Origin of the sequence: Streptomyces sp. NRRL S-337 (assembly GCF_000720175.1) — a bacterium.
GTDB lineage: Bacteria > Actinomycetota > Actinomycetes > Streptomycetales > Streptomycetaceae > Streptomyces > Streptomyces siderophoricus.
In genome coordinates this window covers 16,611-36,186 of the sequence record NZ_JOIX01000076.1, presented here as the reverse complement: position 1 = coordinate 36,186, position 19,576 = coordinate 16,611, and the positions used below count along the sequence as shown (strand labels likewise).

Annotated in this window: 17 protein-coding genes and 1 pseudogene; 14 read left to right on the top strand and 4 right to left on the bottom strand. The window is 72.1% G+C overall.

Features of this window, described 5'->3' with window-relative positions; genetic code table 11:
- The 13 genes and pseudogenes from IG62_RS45560 to IG62_RS0133805 form a co-directional block, all read left to right on the top strand.
- Positions 1-180, top strand: a pseudogene (locus IG62_RS45560) (DNA cytosine methyltransferase); the annotation flags it as partial.
- A gap of 315 nt (positions 181-495) precedes the next feature.
- Complete coding sequence (gene ssb / locus IG62_RS0133860) at positions 496-978, top strand: single-stranded DNA-binding protein (protein WP_030812431.1); 483 nt, start codon at positions 496-498, stop codon at positions 976-978.
- Between the two features lie 87 nt (positions 979-1,065).
- The gene (locus IG62_RS0133855) at positions 1,066-1,944 is read left to right on the top strand and encodes a bifunctional DNA primase/polymerase (protein WP_030812428.1); all 879 of its coding nucleotides are present in this window, start codon (positions 1,066-1,068) and stop codon (positions 1,942-1,944) included.
- A complete protein-coding gene (locus tag IG62_RS49240) occupies positions 1,941-2,261 on the top strand; it encodes a hypothetical protein (RefSeq protein WP_234326854.1) in 321 nt (106 codons plus the stop codon). The genes IG62_RS0133855 and IG62_RS49240 overlap by 4 nt, the downstream gene beginning before the upstream one ends.
- Positions 2,258-3,484, top strand: coding sequence for a DUF3631 domain-containing protein (locus IG62_RS0133845; protein ID WP_030812420.1), 1,227 nt, complete (start codon positions 2,258-2,260; stop codon positions 3,482-3,484). The genes IG62_RS49240 and IG62_RS0133845 overlap by 4 nt, the downstream gene beginning before the upstream one ends.
- A 133-nt stretch (positions 3,485-3,617) precedes the next feature.
- On the top strand, positions 3,618-3,833 hold the full coding sequence (locus tag IG62_RS0133840) for a helix-turn-helix domain-containing protein (RefSeq protein WP_030812417.1): 216 nt from the start codon (positions 3,618-3,620) through the stop codon (positions 3,831-3,833).
- 71 nt (positions 3,834-3,904) lie between these two features.
- Complete coding sequence (locus IG62_RS0133835; RefSeq protein WP_030812415.1) at positions 3,905-5,074, top strand: site-specific integrase; 1,170 nt, start codon at positions 3,905-3,907, stop codon at positions 5,072-5,074.
- Between the two features lie 220 nt (positions 5,075-5,294).
- Positions 5,295-5,999, top strand: a complete 705-nt coding sequence (locus IG62_RS0133830) for a class I SAM-dependent methyltransferase (protein ID WP_078872414.1) — start codon at positions 5,295-5,297, stop codon at positions 5,997-5,999.
- A gap of 677 nt (positions 6,000-6,676) precedes the next feature.
- Complete coding sequence (gene asnB / locus IG62_RS0133825) at positions 6,677-8,527, top strand: asparagine synthase (glutamine-hydrolyzing) (protein ID WP_030812408.1); 1,851 nt, start codon at positions 6,677-6,679, stop codon at positions 8,525-8,527.
- A 130-nt stretch (positions 8,528-8,657) separates the two neighbouring features.
- The gene (locus tag IG62_RS0133820; RefSeq protein WP_030812404.1) at positions 8,658-9,047 is read left to right on the top strand and encodes a GntR family transcriptional regulator; all 390 of its coding nucleotides are present in this window, start codon (positions 8,658-8,660) and stop codon (positions 9,045-9,047) included.
- A gap of 80 nt (positions 9,048-9,127) precedes the next feature.
- Positions 9,128-9,904 (top strand): dimethylargininase, encoded by a 777-nt coding sequence (gene ddaH / locus IG62_RS0133815; protein WP_030812401.1) that lies wholly within the window; start codon positions 9,128-9,130, stop codon positions 9,902-9,904.
- 104 nt (positions 9,905-10,008) lie between these two features.
- Positions 10,009-10,974, top strand: coding sequence for a pirin family protein (locus IG62_RS0133810; RefSeq protein WP_030812398.1), 966 nt, complete (start codon positions 10,009-10,011; stop codon positions 10,972-10,974).
- A gap of 212 nt (positions 10,975-11,186) precedes the next feature.
- Positions 11,187-11,882: an E3 ubiquitin ligase family protein gene (locus tag IG62_RS0133805; protein WP_234326853.1), complete on the top strand. Its 696-nt coding sequence runs from the start codon at positions 11,187-11,189 to the stop codon at positions 11,880-11,882.
- A 27-nt stretch (positions 11,883-11,909) separates the two neighbouring features.
- Here the strand turns inward: IG62_RS0133805 and IG62_RS43510 are convergent, their stop codons facing one another.
- From IG62_RS43510 to IG62_RS0133790, 3 genes are all read right to left on the bottom strand, one after another.
- Positions 11,910-12,779 (bottom strand): helix-turn-helix domain-containing protein, encoded by an 870-nt coding sequence (locus IG62_RS43510; RefSeq protein ID WP_051798988.1) that lies wholly within the window; start codon positions 12,777-12,779, stop codon positions 11,910-11,912.
- A 154-nt stretch (positions 12,780-12,933) separates the two neighbouring features.
- Positions 12,934-13,992, bottom strand: coding sequence for a hypothetical protein (locus IG62_RS42595; RefSeq protein WP_051798986.1), 1,059 nt, complete (start codon positions 13,990-13,992; stop codon positions 12,934-12,936).
- Between the two features lie 140 nt (positions 13,993-14,132).
- A complete protein-coding gene (locus IG62_RS0133790; RefSeq protein ID WP_030812387.1) occupies positions 14,133-14,501 on the bottom strand; it encodes an SH3 domain-containing protein in 369 nt (122 codons plus the stop codon).
- Positions 14,502-14,730: 229 nt separating this feature from the next.
- Between IG62_RS0133790 and IG62_RS0133785 the strand changes: the two genes are divergently transcribed.
- The gene (locus tag IG62_RS0133785; protein ID WP_234326852.1) at positions 14,731-16,062 is read left to right on the top strand and encodes a xylan 1,4-beta-xylosidase; all 1,332 of its coding nucleotides are present in this window, start codon (positions 14,731-14,733) and stop codon (positions 16,060-16,062) included.
- Positions 16,063-16,069: 7 nt separating this feature from the next.
- Here IG62_RS0133785 and IG62_RS0133780 read toward each other — a convergent pair whose 3' ends face one another.
- Entirely contained in the window at positions 16,070-19,561 is a 3,492-nt protein-coding gene (locus IG62_RS0133780; RefSeq protein ID WP_030812376.1) for a hypothetical protein, read from the bottom strand.
- Between the last annotated feature and the right edge of the window lie 15 nt (positions 19,562-19,576).

Sequence of the window (19,576 nt, the reverse complement as noted above, 5' to 3'; positions counted from 1 at the left end):
CCGTTCGTGGAATGGCTGATGGGCCTGACCGCCGGCCACGTCACCGACGTACCCGAACTGACCCGAACCCAGCAACTGCGGGCCCTGGGCAACGGCGTCGTGCCCCAGCAGGCCGAAGCCGCCATCCACTTCCTGACCCCGGCCCACACCAGCCAGGAGCGGTGGGGGTGGGCGGCATGAAGTCCGAACCGATCGCCGCCGCAACGGTGTTCCGCGCCGTCATGACGGCGGCCGCCTGGCGCTGCCAGTGCACCGGAGCGTGCGGCCAGTGCCACGCCAAGTCCGAAGGACGCTGCCCGCGGGAACACAACGGCTACGCATGCAAGCACGGCGGCCCCATCCACCTGATGGCCGCCCGGCCGACCGGCACCAACGCCCGCGGGGCCCCCGGGCGCACCGTGCCGCCGCTATCGCGACAGCGGGGACGACGACGGATTAGACGCCCAGCTCGCCACCTACCACCGCAACAGCTGAATCGAGAAGAAGGAGACCCGCATGTCGTTCGGAGAAACCCCCGTCACCATCACGGGCAACCTCACCGCCGACCCGGAACTGAAGTACACCACCTCCGGTGCAGCGCTGGTGAAGTTCACCGTTGCCTCCACCCCGCGCACCTACGACAAGACCTCCGGGCAGTGGAAGGACGGCACCGCCGCGTTCTTCCGGTGCGCCGCGTGGCGCCAGCTGGCCGAGCACGTGGCCGACAGCCTCACCAAGGGCTCCCGCGTGGTCCTGTCCGGCCGCATCCGCCAGCACAACTGGCAGACCCCGGAGGGCGAGAACCGCTCGATGCTCGCGGTGGAAGTCGACGACATCGGCCCCAGCCTGCTCTTCGCCACCGCCACCGTCGAACGCACCCAGCGCAGCGGTTCCGCATCGACCGAAGGCGACCCCTGGGCCAGCGACCTCTCCGCCCCGCCCGCCGCCGGCAGCCCGGCGGCTTCGGGCTCGTCGTTCGACGACAAACCCCCGTTCTAACGGCGCCCGGGGCGACCGCCGCATCTCGCCAAAGAACCGCGGTCGCCCCGGCACCAGCCCCTCTTCAGAGAACTGGAGACATCCAGCATGACCCAATCCACCGACATCCGGCGAACCGCGCTGAATCTCGCCGCCCACGGCGTCCCGGTACTCCCGCTGCGGCGGGGAAAGCGGCCCTTCTACAACTGCCCGCAGTGCACGGGAAGCGCCTGCGGGGACCGCCCGCACATGAAGGCCGCCGGCCCCTGCCGCTGCCCGCGGCCGTGCCACGCCTGGGCCGCCGCCACCACCGACCTCGCCGTGCTCACCTCTCCGGGGTGGGAGCAGGCGTGGCGGCAGGCGGTAGCGGTCGCCTACCACCCCGCCGGGGCCGGGCTCACCGTCCTCGACCTCGACAACCCCGCGTCCGTCGACTGGGCCCGTCAGACCCTGCCCGCCACGCGCACAGTGGCGACCACGCGGGGAGAGCACTGGATCTATCGCGGCACCATGCCGTCCGCCAACGCCGTACGTCCTGGAGTGGACATCAAGTCCCGCTCCACCTATGCCCGCTGGCTCAGCCCCGGCACCGGAGTCCTGATCGATCTGCCGTCGGCCGTCCGCGCCCTGGTTGTGAAGGAAGAGACCACCCCCGCCCGCGGGGGCGTGGTCTCTTCCCTCCACAAGCACGCCACCTGGGACCGCACCGTGGCTACCGGCTGCCGCCACACCCCACGGTTCGTCCTCACCGGCCTGGAGCGCGGACTCGCCATGGTCCGCAGCCACACCGAATCCGGTGCCGGCTCACAGGCGTTCGGGGTGGCACAGTTCATCGCCGCCCAGCACGCCAAGTGCCCTGGTCCCTGCGACCTGGACGCCCTCGGCCGGCAGATCGTGGAGGCGGCCGTAGCCGTCGGCGTCCCCGAGCCCTACGCCCACCGCGCCGTCACCCGCGGACTCCACAGCGGCCCAGGGAGGGCAGCGTGACCATCCTTGGCCCGCAGCTCGCCACCAGCACCCAGCAGCAAGCTGGGGTGAGCGGCCCGAAGGACGCCGCCCGAAGGGCGTCCTTTCAAAGTTCTGACCCGCACCCGACCGGCGACGGACGCCACCCCATCGCCTGGCTGCACATCACCGCACCCCGCGGCGCCATCCCCACCGCCACCTCCACGTGCTGCTGCGGCCGGGACCGCAGCGCCGTCGGACGCATCAAGGTGCTCTCCCTGATCGAAGAGCACGACGCGCACCGCTCCTCCTGCCCCTGGCGCCGCCCCGCCACCTGCGAGACAAGGAAAGCCGCATGACCGAGCCCATCGACGGCTCCGCCCTGCTGGACGAAGTCGAATTCTTCCACCGCCGGTTCAACAAGTTCCCCCGCGAAGCCGCCTACGTCGCCGTGGCCCTGTGGGACGCCCACGCCCACCTCTTCGACTGCTTCGACTCCACACCACGCCTCGCCTTCCTCTCCCCCGAGCCGGGAAGCGGCAAGTCCCGGGCTCTGGAGATCGTCGAGACCCTGGTGCCCCGGCCGCTGATGACCGTCAACCCCTCTGCCAATGCCCTCTTCCGCGTCGTCTCCGCCGAGGAGGGCCGGCCGACCATCCTCTTCGACGAGATCGACACCATCTACGGCCCCAAGGCCAACGGCAACGAGGAACTACGGGCCTTCCTCAACTCCGGCTACCGCCGCGGCGCCAACAGCCTCCGATGCGTCGGCGACGGCTCCAACCAGACTGCCACCCCCTTCCCCTCCTTCTGCGCGGTAGCCGTGGCCGGTCTGGGTTCCCTGCCGGACACGATCCTGACCCGCTCCATCATCGTCCGCATGCGCAAGCGGGCCCCCAACGAAAAGGTCGAGCCCTACCGCCAGCGCATCCACGAAAAGGAAGGCCACGCACTCGGCGAGCGCCTCGCCGCCTGGGCCGACCAGGTCCGCGACCGAGTCACTGACGCCTGGCCGCAGCTTCCCGAAGGCATCTCTGACCGGCCCGCGGACGTATGGGAACCACTGCTCGCCGTCGCCGAGGCCGCCGGCGGCACCTGGCCCGAGCGGGCCCGCGCCGCCTGTGTCGAGCTCGTCGCAGCAGCCAAGGACGACGACGCGGCCTCCATCGGAGTCCGCCTCCTCACCGACCTGCGTGACCACGTCTTCCGCGGCGCCGACCGCATGCCGACCACCGCCATCCTCGCAATCCTCCACAGCCTGGAGGACGCACCCTGGGGCGACATGAATGGCCGACCGCTCACCAGCCGCGCCCTGGCCAAGATGCTCTCCGACTACCCCACCGCCGACAACAAGGCCGTCAAACCCCGATCCATTCGTACCTCATCCGGCGTCCCCAAGGGCTACTACGCCGAAGACCTCGCCGACGCGTGGCTGCGCTACTGCCCGCCCCCTTCCCCCACATCCGCTACATCCGCTACACCCGCTACACCCCAGGTCAGCGACGGTGCGGATGTAGCGGATACGCGCGATGTAGCGGACAGCAGCGCTACACCCCACCTGACCGTCGCCCGCCCCGCGTAGCGGAACCTATCCGCTACATCGTGCCTATCCGCTACACAAAAGGGGCCCCTGACCTGCGATGTAGCGGATGTAGCGGATGTAGCGGATCCCGCAGAAGGGGGGAAGCCCGCTGTCGTCTGACGAGGAGAAGCACATGGCGTTGAGTGCCGAGCGGGCCGCGGTGGAGCCGCGACTCTACAAGATCGAGGATGCTGCCGAGCTCTGTGGAGTGGGACGGTCGATGGCGTACGAAGAGATACGTCTCGGGCGGCTTCGCACCGTACGCATCGGCCGGCGGCGGCTGGTGCCACTTCAGTTCATCGACGAGTACGTTGCGCTGCTGATCCGGGAGTCGGAAGCAGCAATCTGAATCATCCAAAGGACGAGGCCGCGCCCCACGCTGGGGTGCGGCCTCGTCCCGTTCTATGAGGAGGACACTTCGTGGCTGAGGAACCCTCGCGTCGGCGGGCTGGAAAGGGCGAGGACTCCATCTATTGGGACAAGGCAAAGAATCGATACGTTGGTGCTGTATCGATGGGCTACAGCCCATCCGGAAAGCGCATCCGTGCCAAGGTGTCAGGGAAAACGAAGACTGAGGTACGCGCCAAGCTGCGAGTGAGGAAACGGGAGCTAGAGGCAGGCGTTAAGACGTCTGCTACATACACGGTCGAGCAGGCGGTACGTGCTTGGCTTGCGCAAGGGCTCAAGGGGCGTGACCAGGGAAGCGTTAACACCTACACAAGCATGGCCAACCACGTGGTCACTGACCTGGGCAAGGCAAGGTTGCGTGATCTGACGGTTGATTCTGTCGATTGCTGGCTCGACGAGAAATCCCTGGTCCTCGCGAAGAGTTCGCTGGAGATGATTCTCTCGATTCTGCGGCGGTCGATCACTCACGCGCAACGCCGGGACCTAGTGCTCCGAAATGTAGCTGAACTCGTTGAGCTGCCGGAAGGGCAGCCTGGGCGTCCGAGCAAATCGCTTACGGTGGAGCAGGCGAAAGCCGTTCTTACAACGCGGCAAGGGACGTGGATTCACGTCTATGTGGCTGTGTCGATGCTGGTGGGGATCCGGACTGAGGAGGTACGCCCTCTTACGTGGGGACGCGTTCACCTCTCCTCGTCGAAGGGAAACCCTCCGCATATTGAGGTATGGAGGTCAGTACGTCGTCGCGGTGACACCAAGACAGTGACAAGCCGCCGCACCTTGGCGATGCCGCGGCAGCTGGTGGAGGTTCTGGTCGAGCACCAGGCCAGGCAAAGGATGCGCCGAGAGGCGTTGGGTCTTCCGGCGGCCGAGGATGGGTTCGTCTTCGGAACAGACAGCGGGGAGCAACGCACGGCGGAGGATGTTCGCCGGAACTTCCGTGCACTGCTTCGAGAAGCAGGATTCCCTGATCCGAGACAGTGGACTCCCAGAGAACTGCGACACAGCTTCGTTTCAATCCTGTCGGATCACGGCATCCCGCTGGATAGGATCGCGCAGCTTGTTGGGCACAGCTCCTCTCGGACAACGGAGACGGTCTACCGCAAGCAGATTCGCCCCGTCATCATGGCCGGGGCCGAGGCTATGGACGAGATCTTCCAGGAAGAGGCCGCCACCGACGAGTGATCGCTTGTGGGCTGTGGCTCCCTGTTTGGCTCCCGCCGCCCCTAAGCCGCCGGTATCAAGGCGATAGGCGCGCTCCTACCTGCGATGTTCCGCAGCGTAAAGCGCCTGTCGTTTAGGGAACCGCTAAGCGGGGCCACAGGCAGGGCGGGAGGAAACGGGCGCGGGGGGCCGGGGGCGGTCGTCCGGGGCCGTTGTCAGTGGTCGATGGCAGCATCGAGACATGAGCACGCACACCTCCGCCGCCCCGTCCCGGCAGCCCCACGACCTGGCTCCGGACGATCCCGCCCGCCGGTCGGCCGGGCAGGAACCGACCGCCCTTCCGGTGGCCGATGCGGCCTACTGGGAAGCCGCCGCCGAGACCTTCGACGACGAGCCGGACCACGGGCTGCGCGACCCGGCCGTGCGCGCGGCCTGGGCCACCCGGTTGCGGACGTGGCTGCCGGCCGAGCCGGCCGAGGTGCTCGACCTGGGCTGCGGCACGGGAAGTCTGGCCCTGCTCGCCGCGGAGCAGGGCCACCGCGTCCTGGGCGTCGACCGTTCCCCGCGCATGATCGAGCGGGCCCGCGCCAAGCTCGCCGGGTGGGACGCCGCCTTCCTGGTCGGCGACGCCGCCGAACCGCCCGCGGGGGAGCGGCGGTTCGACGTGGTGCTGGTGCGCCATCTGCTGTGGGCGCTGCCCGATCCGGCGGCCGCACTGCGCCGCTGGGCCGGTCTGCTGGTGCCCGGCGGGCGGCTGGTCCTCGTGGAAGGCCGCTGGGGCGAGTCGGACCCTATCGGCATACCCGCGGACGAACTGGCCGACCTCGTCGGCCCGTTGGCGGCGCATACGTCCGTGCAGGACCTCGCACCCGACGCGCTCCTGTGGGGCAAGGAGGTCCACGACGAGCGGTACGCACTCCTGGCCGATCTCCCCCCACGTACGTAGCGCTTCGCGGCGCCCCCCCACGTACTCGGCCGTCCCGCCGCGGTCGTTGCTCGCCGTTGCGCGCTTTGCGGCGCCCCGCACGTACCTGGCTTTCCCGCCGCGGGTGTTGCTCGCCGTTACGCCTGGCGGCGGGCGTTTGTGTGTCGGGTGCGGTGACAGCCCTGCAGACTTCGTCCTCCGGTCTGTCCCCTCCCGGGAGTGGGAGGAAGGGCTGAGTGGGGGCGAGCGTGGTTCCGTTCGCCGCCCGCACGTAGGACTACGTGCACCCCCACCGGCCGTTTCCCTTCCCCCTACGGGAGGGGCTGGACCGGAGGACGAAGTCTGGAGGGCCAGAACCGCACCCGACACCCACCCGGCCCGCCGCAGGCGCAACGGCGACCAAGACCCGCGGCGCCACAGACAGCTACGTGCGGGGCGCCGCAAAGCGCGCAACGGCGAGCGAGCCCCGCGGCGGGAAAGCCAGGTACGTGCGAGGCGCCGCAAAGCGCGCAACGGCGAGGTACCAGCACGGCGCTGCAGCCGAGTACGTGGGCGGAAAGCCAAGCGCAGCGGATGGCTCGTTCGGGGTGGTTCGGCGGCGCGTTTGGTGGTCGATACATCTATCTGGGCGTACGGTGATCGTGCCGGCCGTCAGCGGAATGCGGCGGCCGGCCGCCCACGAAGGAGGAGCCGCCACGATGTGCGGAATCACCGGATGGATCGCCTACGACAACGACCTCACCACCCAGCGCCCCACCGTCGAAGCGATGACACGGACCATGGCGTGCCGAGGCCCGGACGCCGCCGGGATCTGGCTCGGCACGCACGCCGCCCTGGGCCACCGCCGGCTCGCCGTCATCGACATCGACGGCGGTAAGCAGCCCATGGCCGTCGACCGCGACGGCCGCACCGTGCTCGTCACGACGTACAGCGGCGAGGTCTACAACTACCGCGAACTGCGCGCCGAACTGGAGCGGTCGGGTCACTCCTTCCGCACCAGCAGCGACACCGAAGTGGTGCTGCACGCCTACCTCGAATGGGGCGAGGCGTTCGCCGACCGCCTCAACGGCATGTACGCGTTCGCGCTCTGGGACCCGCGCACCGAGGAACTCCTGCTGGTCCGCGACCGGATGGGCATCAAACCGCTCTACTACCACCCCACCCCCGACGGAGTGCTGTTCGGCTCCGAGCCCAAGGCGATCCTGGCCCACCCGGACGTCCACCCCACCGTCGACGCCGAGGGCCTCGCCGAGCTGATCACCTTCACCAAGACCCCCGGCCACGCCGTCTACAAGGGCATGCACGAGGTACGCCCCGGCCACCTCGTCCGGGTTCGCCGGGGCGGCCTGACCGTCCGCCGCTACTGGGCCCTCGAAGCCCGCGAGCACACCGACGACCGGGCCACCACCGTCGCGCGCATCCGCGCACTGCTCGACGACATCGTCGCCCGCCAGCTGATCGCCGACGTACCGTTGTGCACCCTGCTCTCCGGCGGACTGGACTCCTCCGCCATCACCGCGCTCTCCGCCAAAGCGCTGGCGGAAGCCGGCCGCGGGCCGGTGCGGTCGTTCGCCGTCGACTTCACCGGCTACACCGAGAACTTCCGGCCCGACGATCTGCGCGGCACCCCCGACGGTCCGTACGCGCACGCCCTCGCCGCGCACGTCCGGTCCGACCACCACGACATCGTCCTGGACACCGCCGCCCTGATGGACCCCGGCCACCGCGCCGCGGTGCTCGCCGCCCGCGACCTGCCCAACGGTTTCGGCGACGGCGACACCTCGCTCTACCTGCTGTTCAAGGCCGTCCGCGAACAGTCCACGGTCGCCCTGTCCGGAGAGTCCGCGGACGAGGTCTTCGGCGGCTACCGCTGGTTCCACGACCCCGCGGCCGTGCACGCCGACACCTTCCCCTGGATCGCCGCGGGCCTCTCCGGCCGCTTCGCCGGCGGCACCGCGGTCCGCGAGGCGCTGCTCGACGCCGGACTGCTCGCCAAGCTCGACCTGCCCGGCTACGAGGCCCGCCGCTACCGCGAGGCGCTCGCCGAAGTGCCGTACCTCGACGGCGACACCGGCCACCAGCGCCGGATGCGCGAGATCAGCTATCTCCACCTCACCCGCTTCGTGCAGATCCTCCTCGACCGCAAGGACCGCGCCAGTATGGCCGTCGGCCTGGAGGTCCGGGTTCCGTTCTGCGACCACCGCCTCGTCGACTACGTCTTCAACACCCCTTGGTCGCTGAAGACCTTCGACGGCCGGGAGAAGTCGCTGCTGCGCGCCGCCACCCGCGACGTCCTGCCCGACGTGGTCGCCGACCGCGTCAAGAGCCCCTACCCCAGCACCCAGGACCCCCGCTACGGCGAGGCACTGCGCGCCGAACTGAGAGCACTGGCCGCCGATCGCCATGCCCCCGTCCGGCCGTTGCTGGACCCCGGAACGCTCGCCGAGGTCACCGCCGACGGCGCGACCCAGGACATCCGCCCCGGTGCCGAACTGGTCCTCGGCATGAACGCCTGGCTGCGGACCACGGGAACGACGCTGGAGGTGTAGCGAGCCCCCGGGAGCCCGCTCCCTACGGGCTTCCCGCCCGCACCGCCCCTGCCGTGGTCCCGGCAGGCCGGGCGCTCCTGGCGCACAATGGGTGCCACAAACACATCACGGCACCACCAGGAGCGCCCCCGTGTCCCCCCAGACCGTGAGCATCACCATCGACCAGGCCTCGGCCGTCGCGCCCTTCGAGCAGGTACGCACCCAGATCGCGGACCAGGCCCGGGAGGGCGCACTGCCGGTCGGCTACAAGCTCCCCACCGTCCGCGGCCTCGCCGAGGACCTCGGCCTGGCCGCCAACACCGTCGCCAAGGCGTACCGCGCCCTGGAGACCGACGGTGTGATCGAGACCCGCGGCCGCAACGGCAGCTTCATCGCGGCGGCCGGCGACGCCGCGGACAAGGAGGCCGCCGCGGCCGCCGAGAGCTACGCCCGGCGCGTCCAGCGCCTCGGCCTGGACCGGCGCGCCGCCCGCACCGCCGTCGAGGACGCCCTGCGCGCCACGTACGGAGCCGAGGACTGACGGGCACCACCACCGGGGCCCCGGCCCGCCCGGCCCCCCACGGCACTCCCCACCGCGCCCCCCGAAAGGACCGCCACCCCATGCCCAGCAAACAGGCCCTCGTCCGCCGCCCCGGCCCGCGCCTCGCCGAGGGTCTGGTCACCCATATCGCCCGGCGCCCGGTCGACCCCGCACTCGCCCTGCGCCAGTGGGAGGGCTACGTCCAGGCCCTGCGGGACCACGGCTGGCGGACCACCGAGGTGGCACCCGCCGACGACTGCCCCGACGCGGTGTTCGTCGAGGACACCATGGTCATGTTCCGCAACGTCGCGCTGCTCGCCCGCCCCGGTGCCGACCCCCGCAGGCCCGAGATAGCGGCCGCCCGGGAGGCCGTGGAGGCGCTCGGCTGCTCCGTCAACGCGATCCGGGCGCCCGGCACCCTGGACGGCGGTGACGTCCTGAAGATCGGCGACACGGTCTACGTGGGCCGCGGCGGCCGCACCAATTCCGAAGGGGTGCGCCAACTCCGCGCCGCCTTCGAGCCGTTGGGGGCCCGCGTGATCGCCGTACCGGTCAGCCGGGTGCTGCACCTCAAATCCGCGGTGACCGCACTCCCCGACGGCACCGTCATCGGCCACCCGCCGCTGGTCGACGACCCCGCCGCCTTCCCGCGCTTCCTTCCCGTCCCGGAGGAGGCCGGCGCGCACGTCGTCCACCTCGGCGGCGACGCCCTCCTGATGTCCGCCGGCGCCCCGGAGTCCGCCGCCCTCTTCACCGACCTCGGCTACCGGCCCGTCCCCGTGGACATCTCCGAGTTCGAGAAACTGGAGGGCTGCGTCACCTGCCTGTCCGTGCGACTGCGCGGCCTCTACGCCTGAGCCCTGCCGCGCGCCGGGCGGTCCCGGCCGCCGCACCCGGCCGCCGCACCCGGGCACCTCGCGCCTGCCGCCGCCCGCCCCCGCACCCGCCTTATCGTGACGCCATGAGCAACCTCGATACCAGACCCGCGCCGAGTCTGTGCGGGGGCACCGGCCGCACCGGCCCGGTCCGCGACCTCCAGCCGGGGAAACAGGTGCCGCTCGGCGAGAGCACCGTGGTCCGCCGGCTGCTGCCCAACCTCGGCCGGCGGATGGTCGGCGCCTGGTGCTTCGTCGACCACTACGGCCCCGACGACATCGTCGACCAGCCCGGTATGCAGGTGCCGCCGCACCCGCACATGGGCCTGCAGACCGTCAGCTGGCTGCACGCGGGTGAGGTGCTGCACCGCGACAGCGTGGGCAGCCTGCGGACCATCCGCCCGCGCGAACTCGGCCTGATGACGTCCGGCGGGGCCATCGCCCACTCCGAGGAATCCCCGAGCGGCCACGGCCCGCTGCTGCACGGCGCCCAGCTGTGGGTCGCCCTCCCCGCCGAACACCGCTACACCGCGGCGCACTTCGAGCACCACACCGACCTGCCGCGGGTCACCGGCGGCAACGGCGGCCTCACCGCCACCGTCATCCTCGGCGAACTCGACGGGGCGGCGTCCCCGGGCACCACCTACTCGCCCCTCGTGGGCGCCGACCTCTCCCTCACCGCCACCACGGACACCCGCCTCCCCCTCGACCCCGACTTCGAGTACGCGGCCCTGACCATCTCCGGCGAAACCGAGGTCGACGGCGTCCGCCTCGCCCCCGGCGCCCTCCTCTACCTCGGCTGCGGCCGCACCGAGCTTCCGCTCCGCGCCCACTCCGACAGCAGCCTGATGCTCCTGGGCGGCGTACCGTTCGAGGAGCAGATCGTGATGTGGTGGAACTTCGTCGGCCGCACCCACGAGGAGATCGCCGAGGCCCGCACCGACTGGATGGACACCACCCGTTTCGGCACCGTCCACGGCTATGCCGGCCCCCGCCTCCCGGCTCCCGACCTCCCCCCGGTGGTCCTGAAGCCACGGGGGCGGGAGCGCTGACGGGACGCCCGGGCCGGCGCGCCCGAGGACGAGGGCCGTGAGCCGTCGCTGCCGGCCGCTTGCCCCGCCCCAGGACGCCCCCGATAAGGTCGCGCGGTCGGAGGGGGGCGGGTGAAGCGAGGTTCGGTGTGATCTGGATAGGTGTGGGCGGGTTGGTCGTTGCGGTGCTCTGTGCGTACGCGGTACGGGTCTCGCATACGCGGGCCCGGGCCATGGAGAGCACCGAGACCCTGCCGGTGGCGGACCTGCGGGCGTTGCACGAGGCGGCGGCGGAAGCCGCGGGCCCTGGGCACTTCCGGTACCGGTGCGAGGTCGTGGGACAGGCCCGCCCCCACAAGGACGGTGCGCTGCGCTCCGAGCTGGAGGGCGTGGACTGCGTGTGGCACAAGCACCGGATCACCCGCAAGTACGAGGAGGTCTACCGCGACGGCAACGGCAACCGGAGGCGCCGGACGTCTACCGATGTGCTGTCCGAGCACTCCAGCTCCACCGCGTTCTTCGTGGCGGACGCGACCGGAAGCATGGTGGTCCGCCCCGGGGAGCACGAGGTCATCGGCGCGGAGAAGGTGCTCGACCGGTTCGACCCGCACACCGGGGGAGGCGGCAGGCGCCTTCGGATCGGGCCGTTGAGCCTCGACCTCGGGGGCGGCGACGGGACGATCGGGTACCGGCGCGAGGAATGGGTCGTCCGTCCGGGCAGCCGGTTCTACGTCCACGGTGAGGCCGCCGACGGGGACGGCCGGCTGGCCGTGGGGGCGCCGGCCGAGGGCGGGGTCTTCGTCATGTCGGTCAAGTCCGAGGAGGAACTGCTCCGCGGCGAGAACAACAAGGTGTGGGCCTTCGGGCTGGGGGCGGGGCTCGCCGCCGTCGCGGGAACGGTGTTCCTGGTCCTGGCGATCGTTGGTTGAGCGCCCGCCCCCACCTCGCAGGCGCCCTCAGCGGGCCGCGTGGAGCAGGAAGGTGGGGTCCGGCAGGTCGTGGTCGGGGCCGGGGCGGGCCGGGGTCTTGAGTTCGAGGGCGCCGGTGCAGGCGACCCGGTCGCCCACCCGGGCGCAGGCCACCGCGCTGCGCAGGTCCTCCGTGGCCAGCATCGGGCTGACCGCGCGTCCCGCCCGGCCGCCCGGATGCGAGGTGAGCCGGGCGTCGCGGCCCACCCAGATCGACACCTTCTGCGCGCCGCCGGAACGCGGCCGCACCTCCGACCAGACCGCGCCGCAGGACGGGCTGAACAGCAGCCGCACGGTGTAGGTGGCGTCCGTGATCTCGCTCTCCGCCCGGGCGTCGCGGTGGCAGCCGAACCGTCTCGGGTAGCGGCCCTGGCACCGGTGGCCGTGACAGGTGTCGGGTGCCGTCCACTCGGCCCGTACCGCGTGCGCCGGGATGCTCGCGATCGAGGCCGCCGCCCCCACCGTGGCCAGCACGGCCGTCAGGGCCATCAGGACGCCGGCGCCGCGGAGTTTCCGCCGGGCGGGGCCGGTCGGCGGCGCCGGCGGCCCGAACTCCGCGGTGGCCGGCGCGTTCCCCGCGGGCGCCGGTGCCGTACGGGCCCGGTGCGCCGCTTCGTACAGCCCCAGCAGCCGGAGCTGGTCCGCCCCGGCCACCCGGCCCAGCGCCTCGACCGCGGCGCGCGGCGGCAGCTTCTCGCCGTTGAGATAGCGGTGCCAGGCGGACTTGCTGTACGGCGTCTTCCGGGCCAGCCCGTCCAGGCTCAGCCCGGTCCGCTCCTTGAGTACGCGCAGCTCCTGGGCCAGGAGCTGCCCGGCCGGATCGAGTGTGTCGGGCAGCGGCCGCCAGCGGGACACCATGTGCGCCTCCCTTACCGCCCTGCCGGTGATGCGGCAGTGGTTCCCCCGCAGAGGCCCCAACCGGTTGCCCGGGGCGTCTGATTCCTCCTGGATGGCGGAATGTGTACCCATGACCAGTGGTTGATGACACACCGTGCGGAAAGGGAGTGAAAGGTCAGTTGAGCGCTTTTTCGTACAGGCGGAAGCCGCGGCCGCCCGCCGGGCCCTCGGTGAAGCCCAGGCACAGCCGCGGCAGGCCGGCGTCGCCGCCCCGCCATACGGCCAGCCCCTCCGGCTCGCGCGGGGACAACTCCGGCGCCGTCCGGTCGATCTGCTGCCACACCACCCTGCCGGTGCGCAGATCGATGCGGTAGAGGCGGGCGTTGCCGCCCGAGGACGGCGGATTGCCCACCCCGTACGCACTGCCGAGCAACTGGTACGCGGATGTGCCGTACAGGGCCATGCCCTGGAAGGGCAGCCCGAGGTGGGCCCCGGGCTGGGGGAAGGTGATCAGCGGCCGGTACCACCCGGCCCGGAACCGGTCGAGATCGTGCAGCGCGAAGTGGGGTACTCCCCTCCTCTTGTACCGCAGCAGCAGGCGCCGGTACACCGGGTCGACGGCGGGGGAGTTGCTGGTGGAGCCGATGAGCGGCCGGTAGGTCCGCAGGCCGGGGGCGGCCCGCGACAGCACCCGCCCGTCCGCGAACCGGAAGCGGCACAGCCCGCGCCCGTACCCGGACGCCGGGTTGGCGTCCCACTCGGTCCACAGCGTGACGCCGTCCCAGGACTCCTCCAGGCCGATCGAACCGCCGTGCCCGAAGCCCTTCAGATACATGTGCCCGGCCGGCGACCCGTCCAGCGCCAACCGGTTCAGGCACAGATCGCCCCGCCGGACCCGCGCCGCGTGCGAGACGGCCGCCCGCTCGCCCGCCAGCCGGACGCCGCCCGCCACCACCTGCAGCGCATAGACGTGCCCCCGGCGCTCGTCGAAGACGAACGACTGCAGCACGGTGGTGTGCCGCAGCCGCCCGGCGAGGAACTGCCGCCCCGCCGCGGCCAGTACGGGCAGCGCCCCGTCCGGCGGCGCCACCACCCGCCCGGCCGCGGTCCGCGGCGGACCGGCCGCCGCGAGGGCCCGCTGCCCCGGGACGACCGCGCCCGCGACCGCGGCACCGCCCAGCCACCCGAGAACCGCTCGGCGTCCCGGCCCCGCCGCGGAGAAGTCCGTGCTCATCAAGCCTCCAGGCATTCGGTCCGGCCGCTCGCCCGCCCACCGCCGTGCACGGGCGGGCGGCCGGAGGTCATCCGGACGCCGCTACCCGCGCGGCGCCCGTCGTGGCGGGATCAGCGCCACGGACGGCAGCACCACGGACTTCAGCACCACGGAACGGCGCCGAACGCATGGAGGTAGTGGGCGGAGACATAGCCCGGCCGGTGCGCGAGCTTGTACCAGTACGGGTTGCCGTGCACGCGGCTGCCGGTCGTCGTGCACCGCAGCCCGTGCAGGCTCCCCGAACGCAGCTCATCGATCACCCGGTACGTGACACCCGGCCCCGAGCGGACGTTCAGCGGCACACCGGGCGGGGTCACCACCTCCCCCTGCGCATACCGGACATGGCGGCTCGCGTCCGTATGCCGCCCGGGATGGCGGTACGGACCGGAGTCGGCCACCGCCACCGCGGGGACCATCGCGAGAGCGGCCACCAGGGCGACCACACCGTTGCGGAACAGGCGTCGGTTCATCGGAACCTCCTCGAACGACTGGCAGCGGCACCGGAGCGTGCCCTGCTCGCTGAGCGTTTCCGACCGGCCACCCGACGATGCCGTCCCAGCCGTCCCAGGGAGGAAGTGGAACTCCGGCGCGGCCCGGGAAGCCCCCGCCCGTTGCCCCGAAACGGCATGTACTGGGCAGTTGGTTCGTTAATCTGCCCGTGTGCTACGTCGTGGTGGGGAACGTCAGGGTACGGCCTGGGTGATCGTGGCCGGGGCGGTGGTGCTGGGCGTGGGGCTGCTGTTCGTCCTGTGGAGCGCGCCGGGGGGCGGCCAGCGGGACGCCAAGGGGCCGGCGCCGGAACGGGCGGCCGGGCCGGCGGCCGGATGGGGCTTCACGCACACCCAGTTCAGCGCGGACCGGGGCACGGACGCGGCGGTGGAACGGGCGGCCCACCTGCTCGCCGGGCGGCCGATGGCACAGAACCAGCACCTCATGGGCTGGGGCGCGGGGAACCCGGAACCGAGCCCTGGGCGGTACGCGTTCGACGATCTGGACCGGCGGCTGGCGCTGATCCGGCGCACCGGCGGCACGCCCGTACTGACGCTGTGCTGCGCGCCGGACTGGATGAAGGGCGGGACGCCCGGCCGGACGGACTGGAGCCGGCTGGAGAAGGCCCCGGAACCGGAGCACTACGCGGATTTCGCGGCGCTCGCCGGAAAGGTCGCCCGGCGCTATCCGCAGATCCGGCATTTCGTCGTCTGGAACGAATTCAAGGGGTTCTTCGACGACGCCAAGGGGCGGTGGGACGCCGAGAATTACACCCGGCTGTACAACCTCGTGTACCAGGAGCTGAAGAAGGCCGACAAGCGCAACCAGGTGGGCGGGCCCTATCTGGTGATGGACAGCTATGTGCCGGGCGACGACCGGTATCCGTCGGCGCTCAAGGGCGCCTGGGGGCATATCGACCAGCGGACGCTGGACGCCTTCGCCTACTGGAACCGGCACAAGGCCGGGGCGGATTTCCTGGTCGTCGACGGGTCCAGCTACAGCAAGGACGACCGTTACGCCCCCGATCTCTTCACCGCCGCCCGGAAGTTCGCCGAGGTGGGGCGGTGGCTGCGGACCAGGAGCGGGCTGCCGCTGTGGTGGGCGGAGTGGTACGTCGAAGTCGCGGACGAGAAGGGCGGGCGGCGCGGCTGGAGCGAGCGCAAGCGGGTCGCCGCACAGGCCGTCGCGCTGATCGAGATGGCGGAGGGCGGCGCGACCAGCGGCTTCTACTGGAATCCGGAGACGGACGGGAAGGGGCAGGGCGGGCGGGACTGCCCGGGGTGTTTGTGGAGCAGTACCGAATCGCCGGACGGCGGGCGGGAATTGCCCATGTGGAGCCTGCTGGCACGGTTTTCCCAGGCCTTTCCACCGGGCGCACAGCCACGTGAAATGGCCACCGGCAGCAACGGCATCCTGGGTCTGAGCGACGGGCGGACGGCACTGCTGGTGAATACCGCGGAACGGCCGGGCTCGGTGCGCGTGGGCGGAAAGGAGCGCGTGCTCGACGGGTACGGCGTGCGGTGGATCTCCCTCGCGGAGTGAGCGCTGCCTACGACATCGTCAGAAAACGCTGCACCAGGGATGCCAGAAACGTCAGCAGCAGGGGCACCGCGAACCAGAAGAGCGCCTGGAGCCGCCGGTGCTGCCGGGTAGTGGGGGAGGGCGCCGTCACGCGGAGCAGTTCGCGGAGGGTGAGCACCGCCAGCAGGGCGAGCAGGGACAGCGCGCCCAGCACCGACCAGGGCGTCCAGGTCACCCGTGGGCCGGCCGGACCAGGATGGGGAACGGGAACCGGGCCCGGCGGGCGCTGCGCGAGCGTGTAGAGCGCGGCGTGCGCGTTGCCGAACACCCGCCGGAGGCCGGGGCGGCGGTCGAGGGCGGTGCGCAGCCGCTGCTCCCAGCCCCGCGGGTACGCCGCGTCCAGCCGCAGTGACTCCGACTGGCCGTGATTGACGATCAGATACGACTGCGGACCGGCCTTCCCAAGGGCGGTGACCAGCGACGCGACGGCGGCCGGGTCGCGGGGCGCCAGGGTCGGTACGTACTGCACCCGCTCCATGTCCTCGGCGCCCCAGGGCATCGCCGGGGTGACGCTGCCCACCGGGTCGTTGCTCAGCCACAGCAGCCGCACCGTCGGGCGGTCGTGCGCGTAGACGTAATCCATGGCGGCCACCTCGCCCGGCCGGACCCGCTCGAAGGGCTCGTTGCCCCACCGGGCGACGAGGAAGCCGGCGGTCAGGAGCAGACCGGTCAGCAGCGCGGCGAGCGGCCCGAGGGTGCCGCGCCGGGCGGCCGTACCGTGCGGGAAGAGGGCGAGGGCGGCCAGCGTGCAGGCACCGGGCAGGGCGAACAGGAAGACCCGCAGGGCCATTTCGCCGCCGTACGACTGCAGGCCGAAGGCCAGGAACGGGACGGCGGCCAGGGCCAGCAGGGAGCGTTCGGTGAAGCCGGCCGCGCGTCGGCGCAGTACGCCCCAGCAGGCCAGCACCAGCACCCCGCCGGCCAGCGCCACCCGGGTGAAGAGGACGAGCTGGTGGGTGGGGTCGCCGCCGGTGATCCGGTCCGTGACGGACGAGCTGACGTTGGCGCCGACGCCGCCGAGACCGCCGAACAGTTCGTCGAAGTGGCCCGACCAGTAGGGCTCGGCCAGGAACCCGACCCACCCGGCGACCAGCACCCCGAGCAGCAGCGGCAGCCCGGGCAGGGTGCAGCGGCGGGCCACCACCAGGACGGTGAGCACCCCGAGCATGACGAAGGGGGTGAGCTGATGGCCCGCCACGCACGCGGCGAAGAGGGCGAGGAGAACGGTCAGCAGGACCACCCGGCGACCGGGGCCGGCCGGCAGGACGGCGGCCTCGCCCGGACGCCGGCGGCCCGCCTCCCGGTGCGGCGCCCGGAACCACACCAGCAGGATCGCGACGAAGCAGAGGTAGAGGAGGTAGGTGAACCCCTGGGGGGAGAAGTAGTCCTGGCCGACCCAGCCGCACAGCACGAACAGCCAGGCCGCGCACCACTTCGCCCGCCACCCGGCCCGTACCGCCTTCAGTAACAGGAAAAGCGGTGCCAGATACAGGAGTTGGAGGGTGAGCGGCCACCAGCGGAGGAGTTCGGTGAGATCGGTGACGCCGCACGCCCCGGCCAGGAACTGCGCCCCGGCGAAGAAACCGGGCCAGCTCCAGCGCGCGTCCAGGTCCGGTACGGCCGTGCCGGTCCGGGAGAGGTGATCCAGGAATCCCAGGTGCTGCCAGGCGGTGGGGAAGCGCGGTTCGGCCTCCAGTACGGCGGGCAGGGCGTGCAGCGCCAGCACCGTCAGCACCAGGACGGACGCGAGCAGCGCCCGGTGCTGCCGGGGGAGCCGGAGCGCCGCGGCGAACGCGGCCACCAGGAGGGCCGCCCCGGCGAGTGTCGCGCCGGGCAGGACGGAGATCAGGCCGAGGCCGTTCATCCGGTCCAGGGCGGTGTCGCCCATACCGCGCAGCGGCAGCCAGAAGAGGCCCGCGGCGGTGGCCGCCAGGAGCACGACGAGGGCGGTGGCCGCCCGGCCCGTACGGCGCCGGGGGCGGGACCGGGCGCGCCGCGGGGGAGCGGTGGGCGGTGGCGGGCCCCGGTGCACGGCGGCCTCCCGCGGCAGCCCGTACGCCCCGTCGCCCAGGTCCCCGTAGGCCGCCAGATCCGCCAGATCACCGTCCGGGGCGCGACCTTCCGGGGGGACCCGGCACGGCGGCGCCGGGGCGGTGCCGCCGCGCAGCACCCGCCCCAGCCGCGGGGCGGCCAGCGCGACGATCACCGTCAGGCTGCTGACCTCGGCCATCCCGGCGCCGGTCAGCCCCCGGTGCGGCAGCAGCACCAGCGTCAGCCCGAGGACCAGGACGCACAACAGGCCCTGCAGGGCGGCGAGTCCGGACGTGCGGCTCCGGGCGCGCAACACCGCGAAGTGCACCTCCATCACGACCCGCAGTGCGGCACCGACCGCGTACCAGCGCAGCAGCGGCGTCGCCGCCCGTGCGTATCCGGGGCCGAACACACCCAGGATCCACGGCGCGAAGAGGAACAGGCCGAGGCAGACCGGCAGCATGATGCGGGTCATCCGGCGCAGCGCGGCCCGGGTGTGGCGGGCCAGCTCCGCCGGGTCGTGCGCCCCTTCCACGGTCAGCGAGGCGCCCATGTTGAGGGCCAGCAGATTGACCGTGCCGCCGATGGTGGTGGTGACGTAGAAGTACGCGTTGTCCGCCGCGCCGACCTGCGAGGCGACCAGCACCGGTACGAGGTAGACGACGGCGAGCGAGAAGAGCGAGCCGGTGGAGTCGCCGGCCAGGAAGCGGGCCAGTTCGCCGGGCGACGGCGGCCGGGCGGTCCGGTGGGTGGCGCGTACGTGGCGCGGGATCAGCCGCCGGAAGACCACCCAGCCCAGCGGCAGCACCGACACCGCGATCGCCGCGACCCAGGACACGAAGACCCCGGCGGTCGGGAACGCGGAGGCGAGAACGACCAGCAGGCCCAGCTTCACGGTGGAGAAGGCGAGGTTGCCGGCCGGGACCCAGCAGGCGCTGCGCAGCCCGGTCAGCACCCCGTCCTGGAGGGTGAGCACCGACCAGGCCGCCACCGCCCCGACGAAGCCGAGGCCGGCCGGCAGGCCGTGCAGGAAGTGGTAGGAGGGGCCCCAGAGGCCGAGGGTGAGGAGGAAGGCGGTGGCGGCGAGGGCCACCACGACCGCACTGCCGAGGTAGGTGCGCCGCACCAGCCGCCCCGTGGTGCGGCCGGCGACCGGGAGGAAGCGGGCCAGCGCACCGGTCAGGGTCACCGCCGTCAGCCCCGCCAGCAGCTTCATCGCGGCGATCGCCGCAGACCCCTGACCGACCGCGGACTCGGAGTAGTAGCGGGCCGCGACCAGCCAGAACCCCAGGCCGAGCAGGCCGGAGACACCGGTGTTCAGCATCAGCGCGTAGGCGTTGCGGAACAGCGGACTGCCCGCCGCACGGCCGGCGGACGCCCGCGCCTCCGGTTCCGGGTGCGCCGCGGCCCGGGTGGTCGTGTCAGACACCGGCGTGGCCGCTCC

Excerpts from the sequence above, each read along its gene's own strand:
- ssb (WP_030812431.1), top strand. The coding sequence starts at position 496 with ATGTCGTTCGGAGAAACCCCCGTCACCATCACGGGCAACCTCACCGCC.
- IG62_RS0133855 (WP_030812428.1), top strand. The coding sequence starts at position 1,066 with ATGACCCAATCCACCGACATCCGGCGAACCGCGCTGAATCTCGCCGCC.
- IG62_RS0133845 (WP_030812420.1), top strand. The coding sequence starts at position 2,258 with ATGACCGAGCCCATCGACGGCTCCGCCCTGCTGGACGAAGTCGAATTC.
- IG62_RS0133840 (WP_030812417.1), top strand. The coding sequence starts at position 3,618 with ATGGCGTTGAGTGCCGAGCGGGCCGCGGTGGAGCCGCGACTCTACAAG.
- IG62_RS0133830 (WP_078872414.1), top strand. The coding sequence starts at position 5,295 with ATGAGCACGCACACCTCCGCCGCCCCGTCCCGGCAGCCCCACGACCTG.
- asnB (WP_030812408.1), top strand. The coding sequence starts at position 6,677 with ATGTGCGGAATCACCGGATGGATCGCCTACGACAACGACCTCACCACC.
- ddaH (WP_030812401.1), top strand. The coding sequence starts at position 9,128 with ATGCCCAGCAAACAGGCCCTCGTCCGCCGCCCCGGCCCGCGCCTCGCC.
- IG62_RS0133810 (WP_030812398.1), top strand. The coding sequence starts at position 10,009 with ATGAGCAACCTCGATACCAGACCCGCGCCGAGTCTGTGCGGGGGCACC.
- IG62_RS0133805 (WP_234326853.1), top strand. The coding sequence starts at position 11,187 with ATGGAGAGCACCGAGACCCTGCCGGTGGCGGACCTGCGGGCGTTGCAC.
- IG62_RS43510 (WP_051798988.1), bottom strand. The coding sequence starts at position 12,779 with ATGGTGTCCCGCTGGCGGCCGCTGCCCGACACACTCGATCCGGCCGGG.
- IG62_RS42595 (WP_051798986.1), bottom strand. The coding sequence starts at position 13,992 with ATGAGCACGGACTTCTCCGCGGCGGGGCCGGGACGCCGAGCGGTTCTC.
- IG62_RS0133790 (WP_030812387.1), bottom strand. The coding sequence starts at position 14,501 with ATGAACCGACGCCTGTTCCGCAACGGTGTGGTCGCCCTGGTGGCCGCT.